Source organism: uncultured Traorella sp., assembly GCF_944327115.1.
Lineage (GTDB): Bacteria > Bacillota_I > Bacilli_A > Erysipelotrichales > Erysipelotrichaceae > Traorella.
Map to the genome: position 1 here is coordinate 1 of NZ_CALVGS010000012.1, position 16,663 is coordinate 16,663.

15 protein-coding genes are annotated in these 16,663 nt (G+C 33.6%); 1 reads left to right on the plus strand and 14 read right to left on the minus strand.

What is annotated here, in order from left to right; genetic code table 11:
* Positions 1-256 precede the first annotated feature (256 nt).
* The 14 genes from Q0K35_RS00865 to Q0K35_RS00930 form a co-directional block, all read right to left on the minus strand.
* Positions 257-835: a hypothetical protein gene (locus tag Q0K35_RS00865; protein ID WP_294560728.1), complete on the minus strand. Its 579-nt coding sequence runs from the start codon at positions 833-835 to the stop codon at positions 257-259.
* A 301-nt stretch (positions 836-1,136) separates the two neighbouring features.
* The gene (locus Q0K35_RS00870) at positions 1,137-1,658 is read right to left on the minus strand and encodes an isochorismatase family cysteine hydrolase (protein ID WP_294560729.1); all 522 of its coding nucleotides are present in this window, start codon (positions 1,656-1,658) and stop codon (positions 1,137-1,139) included.
* Positions 1,659-1,668: 10 nt separating this feature from the next.
* Positions 1,669-2,538, minus strand: coding sequence for a methionyl aminopeptidase (locus Q0K35_RS00875; protein ID WP_294560731.1), 870 nt, complete (start codon positions 2,536-2,538; stop codon positions 1,669-1,671).
* Positions 2,539-2,614: 76 nt separating this feature from the next.
* A complete protein-coding gene (locus Q0K35_RS00880) occupies positions 2,615-5,386 on the minus strand; it encodes a CDP-glycerol glycerophosphotransferase family protein (protein ID WP_294560733.1) in 2,772 nt (923 codons plus the stop codon).
* Positions 5,386-6,645 (minus strand): CDP-glycerol glycerophosphotransferase family protein, encoded by a 1,260-nt coding sequence (locus Q0K35_RS00885; RefSeq protein WP_294560735.1) that lies wholly within the window; start codon positions 6,643-6,645, stop codon positions 5,386-5,388. The genes Q0K35_RS00880 and Q0K35_RS00885 overlap by 1 nt, the downstream gene beginning before the upstream one ends.
* Positions 6,645-7,754: a CDP-glycerol glycerophosphotransferase family protein gene (locus tag Q0K35_RS00890; RefSeq protein ID WP_294560737.1), complete on the minus strand. Its 1,110-nt coding sequence runs from the start codon at positions 7,752-7,754 to the stop codon at positions 6,645-6,647. Before Q0K35_RS00890 ends, Q0K35_RS00885 begins: the two co-directional genes overlap by 1 nt.
* Positions 7,755-7,770: 16 nt before the next feature.
* Positions 7,771-8,958: a CDP-glycerol glycerophosphotransferase family protein gene (locus Q0K35_RS00895; protein ID WP_294560739.1), complete on the minus strand. Its 1,188-nt coding sequence runs from the start codon at positions 8,956-8,958 to the stop codon at positions 7,771-7,773.
* A gap of 8 nt (positions 8,959-8,966) precedes the next feature.
* Complete coding sequence (tagD, locus tag Q0K35_RS00900; RefSeq protein WP_294560742.1) at positions 8,967-9,359, minus strand: glycerol-3-phosphate cytidylyltransferase; 393 nt, start codon at positions 9,357-9,359, stop codon at positions 8,967-8,969.
* Positions 9,360-9,369: 10 nt separating this feature from the next.
* Positions 9,370-10,188, minus strand: a complete 819-nt coding sequence (locus tag Q0K35_RS00905) for an ATP-binding cassette domain-containing protein (RefSeq protein WP_294560744.1) — start codon at positions 10,186-10,188, stop codon at positions 9,370-9,372.
* Between the two features lie 10 nt (positions 10,189-10,198).
* The gene (locus Q0K35_RS00910) at positions 10,199-11,005 is read right to left on the minus strand and encodes an ABC transporter permease (RefSeq protein ID WP_294560746.1); all 807 of its coding nucleotides are present in this window, start codon (positions 11,003-11,005) and stop codon (positions 10,199-10,201) included.
* Between the two features lie 649 nt (positions 11,006-11,654).
* Entirely contained in the window at positions 11,655-13,631 is a 1,977-nt protein-coding gene (locus tag Q0K35_RS00915) for an ABC transporter permease (RefSeq protein WP_294560748.1), read from the minus strand.
* The gene (locus tag Q0K35_RS00920) at positions 13,624-14,388 is read right to left on the minus strand and encodes an ABC transporter ATP-binding protein (protein ID WP_294560749.1); all 765 of its coding nucleotides are present in this window, start codon (positions 14,386-14,388) and stop codon (positions 13,624-13,626) included. Before Q0K35_RS00920 ends, Q0K35_RS00915 begins: the two co-directional genes overlap by 8 nt.
* A 105-nt stretch (positions 14,389-14,493) precedes the next feature.
* Positions 14,494-15,450 (minus strand): sensor histidine kinase, encoded by a 957-nt coding sequence (locus tag Q0K35_RS00925; RefSeq protein ID WP_294560755.1) that lies wholly within the window; start codon positions 15,448-15,450, stop codon positions 14,494-14,496.
* A 17-nt stretch (positions 15,451-15,467) separates the two neighbouring features.
* Complete coding sequence (locus tag Q0K35_RS00930) at positions 15,468-16,139, minus strand: response regulator transcription factor (protein ID WP_294560751.1); 672 nt, start codon at positions 16,137-16,139, stop codon at positions 15,468-15,470.
* Between the two features lie 129 nt (positions 16,140-16,268).
* Between Q0K35_RS00930 and Q0K35_RS00935 the strand changes: the two genes are divergently transcribed.
* Positions 16,269-16,663, plus strand: a 395-nt coding sequence (locus Q0K35_RS00935; RefSeq protein WP_294560753.1) for a hypothetical protein, incomplete at its 3' end; no start/stop codon positions are given.

Genomic DNA, 16,663 nt, shown 5'->3' on the forward strand with positions numbered 1-16,663 from the left:
TCCTGTTCTCTTTTCAATTCATCTTTAACTTCTTCTTCATGATAATAGTATTTCATATGCATACCACCTTTCATGCCTACATTATAGGAGGGGAAAGGTTAAAAAAGAAGCGATTGTCAGTTGAATCAGTCAACCCTTCGTTGTATTTCACTCAACTGTCAGTTGGATTTTGCTGATTTAGTCATATTATGTACTTTTTTTCTTTTTTTGACAAGAAAAAAAAGAGGCTGGAAAATATTATAGCCTCATCGTAATTTTATTGAGATGGATAATCATATTCTGAATCATTTGAAAAAGAAATATTATTTTCAAAATTGCCTTCTTCTAAAATCCATTGATATCGAAAATTCTCAGAATTTAATAATTCTTTTTCATAATATAAGATACCATCTTCAAATTCTTCTTCTAATCCAAGATATTGAATTATTGCGGATATATCTGTATCATCATCAAGAAAAAAGTTTAACCTGATAAATTCATGAATACCGTCATTTTCAGGATATACATAAGTACACTTCATTTCTTTCATCACAGACATTTCGGTATTATATAGTTGCATCAACTCTACTGCTTCTTTTTCATCAACATCATCCATCTCTTTGGGCAGCGTAACCGACAGTGAAGCAATCACATCTTCTCTCTGTGGATCAATATACAATCTAACTTCAGACAAAGCATTCGCATTGTTTTCATTAACCACATATCGCACACCATAATCCCAGTCAATATGAATCATTTGATCTTCTGTTTCATTTGTAGATCCAATAGTACATCCGCTTAACAGAAGGGAGAAACAAGAGATAAAGCAAGCAAGTAAATTTCTTCGTTTTAACATTTATGCTCCTTTCTTTCATAACTTATTTTTTTATAGAATATTGTACACTAAATCAACAGTAACTTGACTTCAATAGCTTACCATATTATTTAAATCTATCATTTCAATTCCCTCTCTCCCATGATATCTTTGATATTTATACTATACAATATATGCATTTTTAAGATAAGTCTTTTCTCTAATTGTTTTTTCATATATAATTTTTATTGGGCATGATTAATTTTATAAATAAATGAGGAGTCCATCATGAGGACTCCTTTATGTTGCAAATATAAAATATTTCTATAATAAAAAGCTCGCTTTATTCAATCATGATTCCAGCCTGTTCCATCAGACGAAGGGCAATCTGATGATATTCCTCTGCCGGATGTGTTGGAGAATCATAGGTAGCAATTCCCTTTTCTGCAACGATCACAGGCTGTGCCATATTCATCTGATTCAAATAGGTCTTTAAGCTGACTGCCAGCTGCATGACACAGATATCACTACAGCAGCCGACGATCTTAAAAGAATCATAGTCGTTTAAGATTTCTTTATTTAAGACATGGAAAGTATTCGTCGAATTTTTTTCTAATACTTCTTTTACATAAGGTCTTAATTCATCAATGATCTCAGCTTCCGATGTGCCTTTGATGCAATGAGGCGGAAAGCTTTTAAATTCCATGGCCTCTTTTTCATGCGTATCAGCAATGAACAAACGATCTTCATGAGTTTCACATTCTTTTTTGATCACATCAACGATTTTCATGATTGACGCATCATGCATACTGCCCTCTTTCACAAACCCATTGACCATATCCACAACAAATAAAAGTTCTTTCATTTTTCTCTCCTTACTGTGTCAATATCTCATAGCCATCATCAGTAACCAATACCATGACTTCCCATTGAGCACTCAATTTCTTATCTTTCGTCGTTACCGTCCAGCCATCATCCGGATCGATTTCCACATCATACGTACCTTCATTGATCATCGGTTCGATCGTAAATGTCATTCCCGGAGCTGTTACCATGCCCGTATTTGGTCTTCCTACATGTGCTACAAAAGGCTCTTCATGAAATTCTTTACCAACCCCATGACCCCCAAAAACACGCACTACGTTATATCCATGGCTCTCCGCAACCTGTTGGATCGCATGACCGATATCACCTAAGGTTCCCCAAGGCTTCAACGCATCCAAGCCTGCCTGTAATGCCTGATGCGTAACCTCAACCAGTTTTCTGGCATTGTCGCTGACCTCACCAATCATAAACATACGGCTGGCATCTGAAAAATATCCCTTAAAGATCGTCGATACATCCACATTGACAATATCTCCGCTCTTTAAGATACGCTTACTGTCCGGAATACCATGACACACGACCTCATTGATGCTCGTACAAACGCTCTTTGGATACCCTTCATAACGATATGGCGCACATTTCGCATGATGAGCATGCGTTACCTCTCTTACGATATCATCAATCTCCTGTGTGCTCATTCCTTCACAGATCTTTTCTGCCACAGCATCTAATACCGCAGTATTGATCTTGGCACTTTCCCTTAAGATCTGAATATCCTTTTGATTACGAATGATTGACTTAGGGGGTACTTCATATCCCTGCATCTTCATCTGCATCAGCTTCTGATCAAACTCGTAATGACAATGCTTATATTTCTTTTTGCTCCCGCACCAGCAGGCACCGTTTTTTGAATATATCATATTTTATCACCGTTTCTATTATAGAGTCATTTCCTAAAAAAATCAAAGATTAAGATTCTCCATTTCTTTAGTGAATCTATTTGTCAAAGAATTCATCAAAAGATAATACTTCTTTTACCAAGACATTTTTTCCTTGATAGGAACATTGTCCTTTCACAGCTTCATTCTTATAAATCACATAATCAAAATTCTCATAAACAGACTTAGAGACACAATCGTTAAAATCGTTCACATCCGTAATATAAAGTATCTTTTTTCCCTTTGATAGTGCGGCCATAAGAATATTCTTTACACTTTCATAACCAAATACTACACATGTATCAAAATTAATATTATGATAGGCCCTTTTCCATTCTCTTAAAATTGCCTCATGAATTCTATGCTTAAAGAATCGGTAAACCATCGGATGATTCTCTATCAAGCTCAACAAGATACAGTCAATGGGTGGATTACAGCTAAAAGCATTTAAAATTCCCATATAGTTAACATTTCGAGACAATTCTTTAAGAAATAAACGATCACGTATCTCTTTTGTAACATAGGTTAAATAAATCAATCCGTTCTTTATATCTACATTCATAAAAAGATTTTTTAACTGATCCACGATATGAACATCTCTGAAATCATCTGCGAAAACAAGCAGTTTTTTCTGATCGACATATAATTGATTTATATCAAGTGAAGTCTTTTTATCTTGAATGATCTGCTCACAAATCTGCTTTGAAACATCATTTCTATCATAATGACAATAAGTATCAATGAAAGCAGAATAATCAACATTGTTTTCATTTGTATTTATTTCCGTAATTAAATCATCTACAGTATTTACCTTTACAAAAGGAAGTTCAGAAAAATTCATATATACTCCACGATTATGGAAATATTCAACTTCATCGTAGGCAAACAAAATAATTTTCTTTTTTGAAACAGCATAATCAAAGAATACGCTTGAATAATCCGTTACTAAAATATCAGAACAATTCAAGAAATCATATGTTTCTAAATTATCTGGAAATTTATAAATATGTCTATATACATTATAGTTAATAGAATTACTAACATATGGATGTAAATTCACGATCATTACTTGATCATCATTCAATTTACCATCGATTTCATCAAGTATATATTGAAGTTCATCTTTTTGACCTGCATCAACATTTCGTAAATTTCCACGCCATGTTGGCATATATGCAATTACTTGTTTATCTTCAAAGCCATATTGCCTGCGAAGTAACATTCCTCTTTCTTGATCAAAAAATATTTCATTTCTTGGATAACCACATTTCAAAATCTTGTTTTCAGCTATACCATTTAACATATAGTCTTTGAGCATCCATTTTTCCATATAATCACTTGGATAAAGTAAATAATCAGCAGCTACGAAATTTTTCTGCAAATTTGCTATATCATAATAATCATTAGCTGTACTTCTACCTAATGTCTTTAAAGGGGTACCATGCCAAGTATTAAGATAAATCTGCCCTTCTTTTTTTATAAAATAAACCGGAAAACTTGTATCATTAAACAAATACTTAGAAGTTGCAAGAAAGTCTGCATACTCTTTACTGTTGTTTTTTAAATAAATCAGGTTTCGATTGACAAAACGATATTCTTCGATGAGTTTTTTGAATTGTATCAATGTTTTATCATTTTTATAAGTAATTCCTATTTCATAATTATAATAAGCTTCATTAGTGCATAACTCCTTTAATATATAAAACATATTACCGTTTAACGTCACCCCATGCTGAGAATTAATTAAAATACGCTTCTCTTTAAGATTAGCATTTTTATATGATCTAAAGTAATAACTACCGGCGCGATTAAAGTTTAAGTTATGCACAAATGCATTAAAATGTTTCTTTAAAATACGCAAATTTCTTGGTAATAATGAATAAAGACGCCAATACATTTTTTTCGAATATAAAAATTTATTCTTTTTATATTTTCTATAATATACAACATAGTCTTTCCAATATGGAAAATTTTTTTCCATATATTCAAATCCTAAATTAATAAATTTATATTTTAGTGGTAACATTGATAAAGAGACTTCACTGCCACATACCACATAAATATGATTCATCAGAATGAAAAGTAGTTCTTCATCAAAATGATAAAAACTATTATTTTCTTTATAATAACGAATCAATGAATCAAATGCCGCAAATAAATCAAACCTTTTATTTGAAAATGTAAAAGTCAAAGAATCATTTCGTGAAAATATATAACTATATAAAGCTTCATTAACTCTTGAAATTCGATTTGCTTTTAAAAATAGCTTAAATGTAAAAACTAAATCTTCAAAAATACGAAGATTTTCTTCAAATCTTATTCCTGTGCTTTCAATAAGCGTGCGTTTAAAAAGCTTATTCCATATATATGGAACATTATTTATAAGTAAGTCCGGCGCTTGGTACACATTTTTTCCGAAACATTTGTGAGCTGCAATATCCCTACGCTGAATATCTTTATAATCGATTCGATAATATCCACAAGTTGTAATTTCAGCCTGATCAGCTTTAGCCAATTGATAAAGCTTTTCAAACATCGTTCTATCAACATAATCATCACTGTCAACAAAACCGATATATTCACCTTGCGCTAATTCTAAACCGATATTTCTTGCGTGTGCTGCTCCACTGTTTTTTATAAAACGGGCAACGATTTTATCAGGATATCGTTGTTGATATTTTTTAATGATTTCTTTTGAATGATCTGTACTTCCATCATCAATCAAAATTATTTCAATGTCCTCAAGCGTCTGTCTGAGCAATGAATCGATACTCCGATCAAGATACTTGTCAACATTATAAACTGGCATGATAACAGAAACTTTTTTCATTATGCACGCTCTCCTTTCACACAAATATCTATGACCCTCTTTCCTGAATCCTTATCGTCAAGATAATTGTAAGTTTGTTTGAATTTTTGATAACATTCTTTATATTTATCTGTTATCTCATCTATCTGATCAATGGCATGAAGAAGTTCTCTTTCATTTTTGATGATAGGGCCAGGAAGTTCTTTTAAATCAATATAGAAATCTCTTACACTTGATTGATATTCATCTAAATCATACATATAAAACAATATTGGCCGATTCAAATTTGCATAGTCAAAGAAGACGCTTGAATAATCTGTGATTAACATATCACTTACAACATATAAGCGATTAATATCATCTAAGCGAGAATAATCAATGGCTTTTCCTTTATACGCACTAAGATCAAGCTGATTAGCAACCAAATAGTGAAGACGCAAAATAACCATATAGTCATCACTGATTGATTCAAGAAAATCATTGATATATTTTGAAGCGTCAAAAGTATATCCGACACCCAATTGATGCTGATTATCTCTCCATGTAGGTGCATATAAAATAATTTTTTTATTTTCAGGTAAATGAAGTTCTTTTTTTATATTCCTTACATCTTCTTCAGTATAGCGAAATAAAAAATCATTTCGTGGATAACCTGTTTCAATTAAAATATTTTGTTTGTTTAATTGATTTAGTCCAAAAGCACTCGCAAACACTTTTGTACAAAACGCCGATGGTGAAATAAAATAATCATATCTTTTTGCATCATTTAGATACATTGCATGCCCCTTTTTCTGAGATGTTGTCGCATTCCCTTCAATTTCTAAATCCATTCCTATTTTCTTTAAAGGGGTACCGTGCCATGTCTGTATGAGAATTTGATTATCTTTTTTTATAATAGCATCAGATAATCGCCAGTTCGTGATCCAATATTTTGCCCGCGCAAAATAACGAAAATATCTACGTGAATTATATTTCACAACTACTGTTCGATGATCCGTAAATTCCATCCTTCTTTGAACAGGATTTCTAAATACCCATACAAATGTAAAATCTTTAAAATATTCATCACGAAGCATTGTTTCATAAAGAGCTTTAGGACTACAAGCATACTGCTTACCTAAAAAAGCCTCGAAAATAACTAACTTATCATCCACTTCTAATGTCTGATACATTTTCTTGTAGTATCTTTTTCTTCTATATGCTTGGATATTGTCAATGCACTTACTGATAAATCGGTATCTTTTCCCAATTTTTTTTATTATTTTTTTGATTTTTTTCATCATACACCATCCTTCGACATAATATCTTTTATCAATGTTAATACTCTGGATAATGAATGTCCGTCATTATACTTATGATATTTTTTACAAAAGGATTCTACTTTAGATAAATCAAATTTATCTGCAAGAATGCTTTTGGCAACTTCTTCTTCATTATAACACACTGGTCCCGGCATCTCATTTAAATAATCCAGAAAGATTCCAGTTTCTTCTTTATAAATTTCTAAATCAGAAGCGTAAAATATCATTGGTTTATTCATAATTGAAAAATCAAAAATAATAGCGGAGTAGTCTGATATAAAATAATCCGTTACAGAAAAAAGGTGGTAAAGATTCTCGGAATTACAACAAATGATATTAGGATGATTGCTTATTATATGATTTTTAAGTAAAGGATGTAGCTTATACATGATTACATATTCTTCACCTAAAATTTCATATAATTTATTTAAATCCATATATACATTTTTAAAACCGCTTGTGATTCGCCCTCTAAAAGTTGGAGCATACAAAACAATTTTCTTATTTTTAATTTGAGGATATTTTTCGATTATTTTTATTTTACGAGTTTTTAAATACTCTGGATTATATAAACAATCACATTTAGGAATACCAGTTACTATAATCTGCCGTTCTGAAACACCAAATGCTTTCGCATAATAAGGTTTAAATTCTTCTGAATTTGCAATTACATAATCATAATTAGCTATTGGATAATCTCTTTTTGTTTCATTACCAAATTTTTTAATGGCACCACTGGCATGCCAAAGTTGTAAGACCTGAACACCCTTACGCTTAAATTTGGAAACAACATAATTATTATAATCAAGTATTACTAATTTGCTGGTATTGATTTCAAAAAACTGATGAATACATACAAAAAAATATTTTATTGAACCTAATAATGTTCCATCAAATTTAAAAAGATCATATTGCAAATCATAACGATTATCCTTCATCAATTGTTTACTAAGCATTTTAAATTCATTTTCAAGTTTATTACTTTCCAATGAGACAAACACTATTTTATTAGGCTTGATTTTCATAAAAGGAAATAATATTTTTAATAAACTGAGTGTGATATAAAGAATCTTTTCTTTCCAGTACATTTTTGATTCCTCCCGCCTAACAAAATACCTTATCTATAACTTTTTTCGAACATTGTCCATCTTGAAAGCAATTAAATTTACGATTAAATTCTTTTAATCTCTGATAATCAAAATTTTTAGTCTTAACATCCTCTAACATTTTATTTTCATTCTCATATACTTTACCAGGCAGGTCTTTATCTACATCAAGATAAAATCCCCGCAGTTGATGCTGATAATTATTGCGATCATACATATAAAAATAAATTGGACGATTTAAGATTGCATAATCAAAAAAAACACTCGAATAGTCTGTGATTAAAATATCACTTATTAAATATAAATAGTTGATATCATAATCCGCATCAACTGAATACAAAAAACCGTTTAATTCCTGATCATATGTACTGTCTATCTTGTTTACAATTAAATAATGTGGCTTAAATAGAACAATATATTCATCTTGTAAGACTTTTTTCCATTTTTTGAAATCTGCTTTTAATTCAAATGTATAACCTTTCGTAACAAATGAATTATCACGCCATGTTGGAGCATATAAAATAACTTTTTTATCAATCGGTAAATTTAATGTTTTCTTTATGGTTTTAATTAATTCTGTATTTTGCTTGCTTAATATATCATTTCTCGGATAACCTATTTCTATAAGTTTTTCAGGACTAATATGAAAGGCAGATGGAAAAACTTTGGTAGTAAAAGGATTAGGCGATATTAAATAGTCATATTTGGCTACGTCATTATCATATGTACCTAACATTTCTTTTTGACTGAGACCACTTCTATAAAATTTCGTATCTGCTGATACATCTATATCATGTCCTAACTTTTTTAAAGGTGTTCCATGCCATGTTTGAAGATAAATTTGATTCTTTTTTTTATAAATATATTGTGGAAGCTTACAGTTTACAACCCAATATTTAGCTCTGGCAAATACATAAAGATAACGGAAGCTCATATATTTGACAGATATAGCATTTGAAGGACAGTCTTTTTTATGACGCAAGATCCAATAAAATTGATAGTTTTTAAATCTCGGATCTTTTATCATTTCTTCATAGATTGCTTTTGGATTGTCTAAATATCCTCTGCCATGATAGGCCATAAAAACAATAGAATTGTCCTTAACTGGTACAACGACATAGAATATACGACAAAAAATTTTTAAGATCCAAACCATCCCTTTTTTTATTATCTGTAAAAATCTCATAAGAAGTATCACATACTTCCTTTCATTTCTTCTTTGATCTGCGTCGTAGAAATTCCTTCAGTTCTAGGAAGATATACCACTTCACAGTAATCTTTCAGAAAATCAAACTTGCCTTTCCAATCATCTCCCATCACAAATACATCGACATCATACTTCTGCACATCCGATATTTTTTGATCCCACGATTCTTCTAAAATCACCTTATCGACATATTTAATGGCCTTAACGATCTCCATACGCTCATAATCAGGAATGGCACACTGCTTTCCTTTGATGGCATTAAACGCATCACTGGATACTGCAACGATCAGATAATCACCTAATTCTTTAGCTCGCCTTAATAAATTCAAATGTCCTATGTGAAATAAATCAAATGTACCATATGTAATAACTGTTTTCATATAACCTCCGCTATCTGAATATATGTTCCCAAAAGCCTTTTTTTATTTCCCCTTTTATAAGACGTTCATTAAATTTTTCATCACGAACCTTCTTCTTCTCTTTCTCACTTAATGAGTTATAGTGATCGACATATTCTGAATAATGATCACATACTTCATCAATATCACCAAACTCTATTAATTTTCCTCCTTCGATCCACATACCTTTCTTACAAAAGCTTCTCACTTGAGGAAGGGAATGTGAAATAAAGAAAATCGTTTTATTTTTTTCATCACGAAGCTGCATCATCCGATTCAAGCATTTCTGTGCAAAACCTTTATCTCCTACCGATAATGCTTCATCAACGATAAATATATCCGGATTCAAAGCCAGTGAAATTGAAAATCCAAGCCTTGATTTCATACCACTGGAATATTTCTTTACAGGCTGATAAAGAAAATCTCCCAATTCCGCAAATTCGATCACACCTTCTTTGATTTGAGCGATTCTTTTCTTAGAAAGACCTAAAAGGGCTCCCTTCACATTGATATTTTCTTCTCCTGTCAATTGCTGGTTCAAACCGGTATTGATCGAAATCAAGGCTTGTTCACCATTAACGACCATTTCACCGCCATCATGATCGGAAATTCCTGCCAATATCAATGAGAGTGTTGATTTTCCTGATCCATTGGTTCCTAAAATACCGATCACATCACCTTTTTCTACCTGAAAGCTGATATCTTTCAATGCATAGAAATATTCTTTCTTCTTTTTCTTTTCTTTTTGTTTTAACGCATAAATCTTAGAAATATGATTCATTTCTACTGCATACTCTATTTTCTTATCCATCTTGCACCTCTTAGATCATATCAATCATTTTCTTCTTGAAATGATACATCAGACTTGAGCCTATGACAAACAGCACTAAAATAACGATCCAAAAATACAGGCCCATGGCCGGATGTCGTAAAAAGCTCTTATTAAAAAATACCGCATCACGATAACCGGTAACGATGTAATAGACCGGATTTAATTTCATCACAAATGTCATAAACGGATAATTCTTAAATGCTGCCGGCCAAAGCACCGGTGATAAATAAAGGATCATGCGTATCAAAGAAACAACAAGCTTCTTTACATCACGCCACATCATCGTTAAAACAGATGTGGTCAAAGACAATGCTTCCACAAACATAAAAGCACAAAAGGCATAGTAAATGAGATTGAGCCAATATACATTCGGCCGATAGCCATAAAGCAAAAGTACCACGATCGTGATCGCCATCATACATAAATGATTAAAAAACTCCTTGGCACATACGGTAGCCGGAAGAATACTGATCGGAAATTTCATCTTCGTAATAACATCCTTTTTTGAGAATACCGCACTGCACCCCTGCGTTATACATGGCTGTAAATACCACCATGCTGAAAATCCCACGATGACCCATGGCAGATAAGCCACACCGTCATATCCATTACGATTCATTCCGACACCAAATACCAGCCAATAGGTAATGACCTGAATCGCCGGAGAAGCAAAGTTCCAAAATAATCCGAATTTAGAATCACGCATATCTGCAAGCAGCTCATATCGTGATATACAGAAAATCCTATATAGATTCGTAAAGTTCTCATTCAGTACATAGTATATACTTTTAAGCATTCTTATGCCATCCTTTCAAATTTTCCTAAAATTTACTTCAATTATACAATAATTACTTGAATTTAACTATAACATTTTACATATAAACTGCAAATTAAGCCCATAATTATGCGATATAAGTGGTTTTTCGAATGAAAAATATATAAATGTCATGCAATTTTAAAAAAATAAAAATCAAAGACTATTATTTTTGTCTTTGATTTCGATAATGAAAATACACCATCAACACGCTCCAAATCACTACTTCAATGAATATAAATATAAATTGTTGATTAGTTTCCATACTCACTCACCTTATATAACCCAATAAACATCAGCCCCATCAAAATACTCAGTAATACAATTTCCTTTGCAAAGTCCATCTCTATCTTCCCCTTTTCTGTTTCATGATCAAAAGCAATGCTCCTAATACGATACCACTGCCAACTAATAAAAACTGAAAACTCTTCTTCATAAAAACTCACTCCTTTGATGTCTTTATTATAGAAGAAAAGTACGATAAAAATCCTTTAATAATACTTACAATTTTCTTATTTTTCTTACATTTCTGAAAGAATGCAATGAATCATTGCCTACTCAATATATGTTTTATATTTAAGCCCATGACAAAAAAAGATTCAGTAATACATCAGCGTATTACTGAATACTTTTAACTTACGATCTTATAGTAGACCTTTGCCGTCAACTGATAAATGATGAAATAGAAGATCGAGAAGATCACATAGACAATGACCATGACAGAAGCAAACATTGTCTTATTGGTCATACCAAAGGCCATAAACATCTGATAGATCATATTGAATGCGAACATCAAATGAATACCTGCCGTGATCAATGGCATAAAGAAGACGATCATGATCTGGGAATGGATGGATTTTTTTACTTCCTCATGACTCATACCTACTTTTTGTAAGATCTCATATCGTTTTACATCGTCATAGCCCTCACTGATCTGTTTATAATACATGATCAGGGTTGTCGCAATCATGAACAGGATACTTAAGAAAATACCGAGGAAGAAGAAGCTTCCGAAGAATTCCATGAGTTCCTGACGGACAAAGGCTTGGAAATTAACAGAATATCCATAACCATATGCCAGGTTATCAAACTGATCGGTCGTTTCATGAATAATATGATAGATATCTTCCTGCAGCTTTGTAAATTGATCTTCACTGAGATCACAGTTGAAAGCATAATTGTACTGTGGCCAATTTACATAACCGTAATGACTAAGATCGATGCTTTTCGACATTTCATCGATTGCTTTTTCATCTTTCATGATGATATAGACAAGTCCTTTATATCCCGGATTGTAATTAAACATATCATCTAAAGAACCATTTTCTAAAGAATCAGAATTGTATTTAATCTGATAGGTCTGTGTACCGATCGTTAAGTTCTTTGGCGCTGTTCCGTCATCAAAGTAAACAGCGATCTCATGATCACCTAAATCAATCGAATCATCCGTTGAGAAATAAACATAGTAATAGTCACTATAATCTGTTTGATCTTCATCTTTTGGAACCAACGTATCATCTTTTAATTTTAATGCCAGTGAAAAACTGTAATTGCGGGTAAAATCAGTCATATCAAGATCATGAAGATAATTCATGATATTTTTATCTACAGCCTGATTCACTTCCAGATAATAACTGCTGAAAGAAGCTTCTACATCCTTGCTCACTTCACGTTTGATCAAATCATTGACACCAATAAACAAAGAACCTGTCGAAGAGATCATGACAAGGACCATCGTTGCCAGAATACAGATATTTCCCAATCCCACAGCATTCTGCTTCATACGATAGATCATATTGGATACAGAAACAAAATGACTGGTTTTATAGTAATACTTCTTATTCTTGCGCATGAGCTTCAATAAAGCAATGCTTCCGGCAGTAAACAGGAAATACGTACCAAATATGACAAGGATGACGGCCACAAAGAATAAGAGAAGGGCATCTACCGGATTCTTGACCGTGATGGCAATATAATAACCGGCAGCTAAGCAAATGATCCCAAGAATCGTTAAGATCCATTTAGTCTTAGGTTCTTTTTCACCTTCGCTCTTGCTTCTTAAAAGATCGATCGGTTTTGACAGATGGATCTGGGAAACATTAAATAGCGCTGTACAAAGAAAAATGATACCAAATAAAAGATAGGTCCATTTGATACTGTCAAAAGAAATCTCAAAATTCATCGTCGGCAGATCACCGACCATCTTAACCAGCAAAAGGAAGATTCCCTGGCCGAAAAGACTTCCGATACAGATACCGGCTGTTATCGAAACAAGTGCCAGCAAAAGTGTTTCATAAAACAAGATACGTGAGATATGGTATTTTTCCATTCCGAGAATGTTATAAAGTCCCAGTTCACTTTTCCGCTGCTTGATGACAAAGGAATTGGTATAAAACAAAAAGATAAATGCAAAGATACCGATCACGCCAACGCCCAATGAGAGCATGACACCACGTGTCCTGCCGTAAAATTCACTATGCAGCGATAAGGCCAGAATCACATAAAACATCATTGAAAAAAGCGTGGCTGTCAAAAAATAAGGAATGATCATCTTTGAATTTTTCTTAAGATTTTGAAGTGCCAGCTTTAAATAGAAAAACCTATTCATACTTCTCACCCGTTGCAATCAAAGTCAGCGTATCGCTGATTTTCTGATACATTTGGGCAGTGCTTTGATCGCCTCTGTAAATCTGATGGAAGACCTCCCCATCCTTGATGAACATCACCCGTTTCGCATGAGAAGCCGCTTTGGTGGAGTGGGTTACCATCAAGATCGTCTGTCCTGCTTCATTGATCTGATTAAACAGCTCCAACAGTTCATCTGTATTGCGGGAATCAAGGGCACCGGTCGGCTCATCTGCCAATACGATATCCGGCTGGGTGATGATTGCTCTGGCGACCGCTACACGCTGGCGCTGACCGCCGCTGATTTCATAAGGCATTTTCGCTAAGATATCTTCGATACCTAAGGATCTTGCGACAGGCTTCAGACGCTCTTCCATCTCTTTGACGCTTTTTCTTGACAGCACCAATGGAAGCAATATGTTATCCTTGACGCTAAACGTATCTAATAAGTTAAAATCCTGAAAAACGAAACCTAAATGCTCTCTTCGAAAAGCAGATATTTCTTTTTCACTGATCGCTGTCAGCTTTTTTCCTCTTAACAGTACCTCACCGCTTGTCGGTTTGTCTAAAGAAGCCAAAATGTTCAAAAGCGTCGTCTTGCCGCTGCCGCTCTCTCCCATGATCGCAACATATTCACCCTCTTCTACTGAAAAGGAAACATTTCTTAATGCCTGGACATGATTTCCTCCAAACCGTGTCGTATAAACTTTCTTTAAGTTATTTGCTTCTAATATCACCATAACTTATCCTCCTTATTGACACCCTTATTCTACAAGAAATCATATCTTCGAGCCATTTCTTTAGCTTACAGTTTGACCCATAAACTTACAAATTGGTAAGCATTGCTACTCTACTTCCAGATTCGCATGCTTAAGATCGATCATGACACGGGTATATTTTCCAAGCTCGCTTTCAATACTGATCCGATGTCCCAACCGATTACAAACCTGCTTCACCAGATACAATCCGATACCACTCGATTTTTTATCCTTACGGCCATTATAACCGGTAAACCCCTTTTCAAAAACACGAGGCAGATCTTCTTTCTGAATACCGATGCCACTATCTTCAATGATGAGCACTTCATCTTTCACATCAATATTTACATGACCGGAAGATGTATATTTGATGGCATTGGAAAGAAGCTGTTCAATAACAAAACAAAGCCATTTTTCATCGGTTAATACTTGTAAGGATCTTGATTCATAATTAAGCTGGAGCTTTTTACGAATAAACAGCTTGGCATATTTACGAATACATTGCTTGATGCATGAATCAATATCAACAAACTCAAACTGAAAGTCATTCCCCTGATGATCGACCTTTAGATAGGTTAATACCATTTCCACATATTGTTCGATCTTAAAGAGCTCCTCTTCACATTCCTTCTCTTCTTTACCACTCAGTAAAAGGTGCAAAGCAGCAATAGGTGTCTTGATCTGATGTGCCCATAACGTATAATATTCCATCATTTCTTCATAGTCATGATCCTTTTGCGTAATAAGATCGATCTTATCCTGATAAATGATCTTGATCAATGCCTGATAATCCTCTTCACTTTGATTGGTTGCTTCAGGAAGCTCATCAATGCTTAACATGACTCGCTTTTGAAGGTCGATTAATGTCTTATGCTGCTTATAGAAATGACAAAAGTCAATCAAAGCACCCACAGTACCGATAAAGGTACAGATCAAAAAAGCATATCCGACAGCATCTAAAGGAAGCTGATACAGCCAAAATATAATAAAAAAGATAATTGAAAATATAAAATAAAAGAAAATGGTCTTGCGATGCTGATACATATACTTCAAAAGCAATCTCATTCGATGATATACCCGATTCCCTTCTTTGTCGTAATAAAATCATCAAGACCAATACTTTCTAATTTTCTTCTTAATCGCGTCATATTCACTGTCAATGTATTTTCATCAATATATTCATCACTTTCCCACAGCTTGACCATCAAGGTTTCTCTGGAAATGACCTTTCCTTTATTTTCCATCAACGTCAAAAGGATCCGATAATCATTCTTCGTCAAGTCGAGCTTTGCGGAATGATAGGTCAGGGTCGTATCATTCGTATTCAAAACAGCCCCTCTGTGCTCCAATAAATTATTATGTGCCGTAAAATCATAGCTGCGGCGAAGCAAGGCTTGGATCTTAGCAGTCAAGACCTCCAGATCAAAAGGCTTCGCAATAAAATCATCCCCACCCATATTAATGGCCATGACGATATTCATATTGTCCGAAGCACTGGAAATAAACAGAATCGGAATCTTTGATACCTTCCTGATCTCACTGCACCAGTGATACCCATTATAAAAAGGCAAAGAAATATCCATTAAAACCAGATGTGGATCAAACGACCCAAAATCAACAAATACATTCTGAAAGTCTTCCACACATTTTACTTCATATCCCCAACTGCTGATACGATTTTCAATTTCCTTTGCAATGACACGATCATCTTCTACAATCAATATTCGATACATCTTTTTCACATCCCTGTTACTATGATAATGCAAATTGATATAGATTGCAAATAAGCCTTTTAAAAAAATTTTTTATGATTTTTTGGGAATTTTGATGATTTGATGGATATATAAGAGTAGGAGGAATTTATGAACAATATCAATTATCAGTATGATACGTTTTGTAAACAAATCCTTGCTCGTCCTATCTTCCTCGCACATACCCTCAAACAATGTGTCAGCGAGTTTAAACAAGTCGATATTTCTGTCATTGCTAAGGACTGTATCCGTGATATCTATGTCAATCAGAAAAACATCCATCGCTTCTCCCCTTTTCTTTCCCAGTTTGAAGACGATTCCCTAAAAGAAGGTAAAGCTGTCTTCGACATCTTCTTTGTCGCACGTCTTCCAGACAGTGATTCCGATATTGATTTCTATATCAATATCGAAATTCAGGATGACTTCTATCCCGGCTATCCCTTATCGGCAAGGGGTGTCTATTATGGTGGTAGGATGCTTTCCATGCAGTATGAGGATCAGATCAG

Bases quoted from the DNA above. Each gene is read 5' to 3' on its own strand.
- Q0K35_RS00865 (WP_294560728.1), bottom strand. From the start codon at position 835: ATGTTAAAACGAAGAAATTTACTTGCTTGCTTTATCTCTTGTTTCTCC.
- Q0K35_RS00870 (WP_294560729.1), bottom strand. From the start codon at position 1,658: ATGAAAGAACTTTTATTTGTTGTGGATATGGTCAATGGGTTTGTGAAA.
- Q0K35_RS00875 (WP_294560731.1), bottom strand. From the start codon at position 2,538: ATGATATATTCAAAAAACGGTGCCTGCTGGTGCGGGAGCAAAAAGAAA.
- Q0K35_RS00880 (WP_294560733.1), bottom strand. From the start codon at position 5,386: ATGAAAAAAGTTTCTGTTATCATGCCAGTTTATAATGTTGACAAGTAT.
- Q0K35_RS00885 (WP_294560735.1), bottom strand. From the start codon at position 6,645: ATGAAAAAAATCAAAAAAATAATAAAAAAAATTGGGAAAAGATACCGA.
- Q0K35_RS00890 (WP_294560737.1), bottom strand. From the start codon at position 7,754: ATGTACTGGAAAGAAAAGATTCTTTATATCACACTCAGTTTATTAAAA.
- Q0K35_RS00895 (WP_294560739.1), bottom strand. From the start codon at position 8,958: ATGAGATTTTTACAGATAATAAAAAAAGGGATGGTTTGGATCTTAAAA.
- tagD (WP_294560742.1), bottom strand. From the start codon at position 9,359: ATGAAAACAGTTATTACATATGGTACATTTGATTTATTTCACATAGGA.
- Q0K35_RS00905 (WP_294560744.1), bottom strand. From the start codon at position 10,188: ATGGATAAGAAAATAGAGTATGCAGTAGAAATGAATCATATTTCTAAG.
- Q0K35_RS00910 (WP_294560746.1), bottom strand. From the start codon at position 11,005: ATGCTTAAAAGTATATACTATGTACTGAATGAGAACTTTACGAATCTA.
- Q0K35_RS00915 (WP_294560748.1), bottom strand. From the start codon at position 13,631: ATGAATAGGTTTTTCTATTTAAAGCTGGCACTTCAAAATCTTAAGAAA.
- Q0K35_RS00920 (WP_294560749.1), bottom strand. From the start codon at position 14,388: ATGGTGATATTAGAAGCAAATAACTTAAAGAAAGTTTATACGACACGG.
- Q0K35_RS00925 (WP_294560755.1), bottom strand. From the start codon at position 15,450: ATGTATCAGCATCGCAAGACCATTTTCTTTTATTTTATATTTTCAATT.
- Q0K35_RS00930 (WP_294560751.1), bottom strand. From the start codon at position 16,139: ATGTATCGAATATTGATTGTAGAAGATGATCGTGTCATTGCAAAGGAA.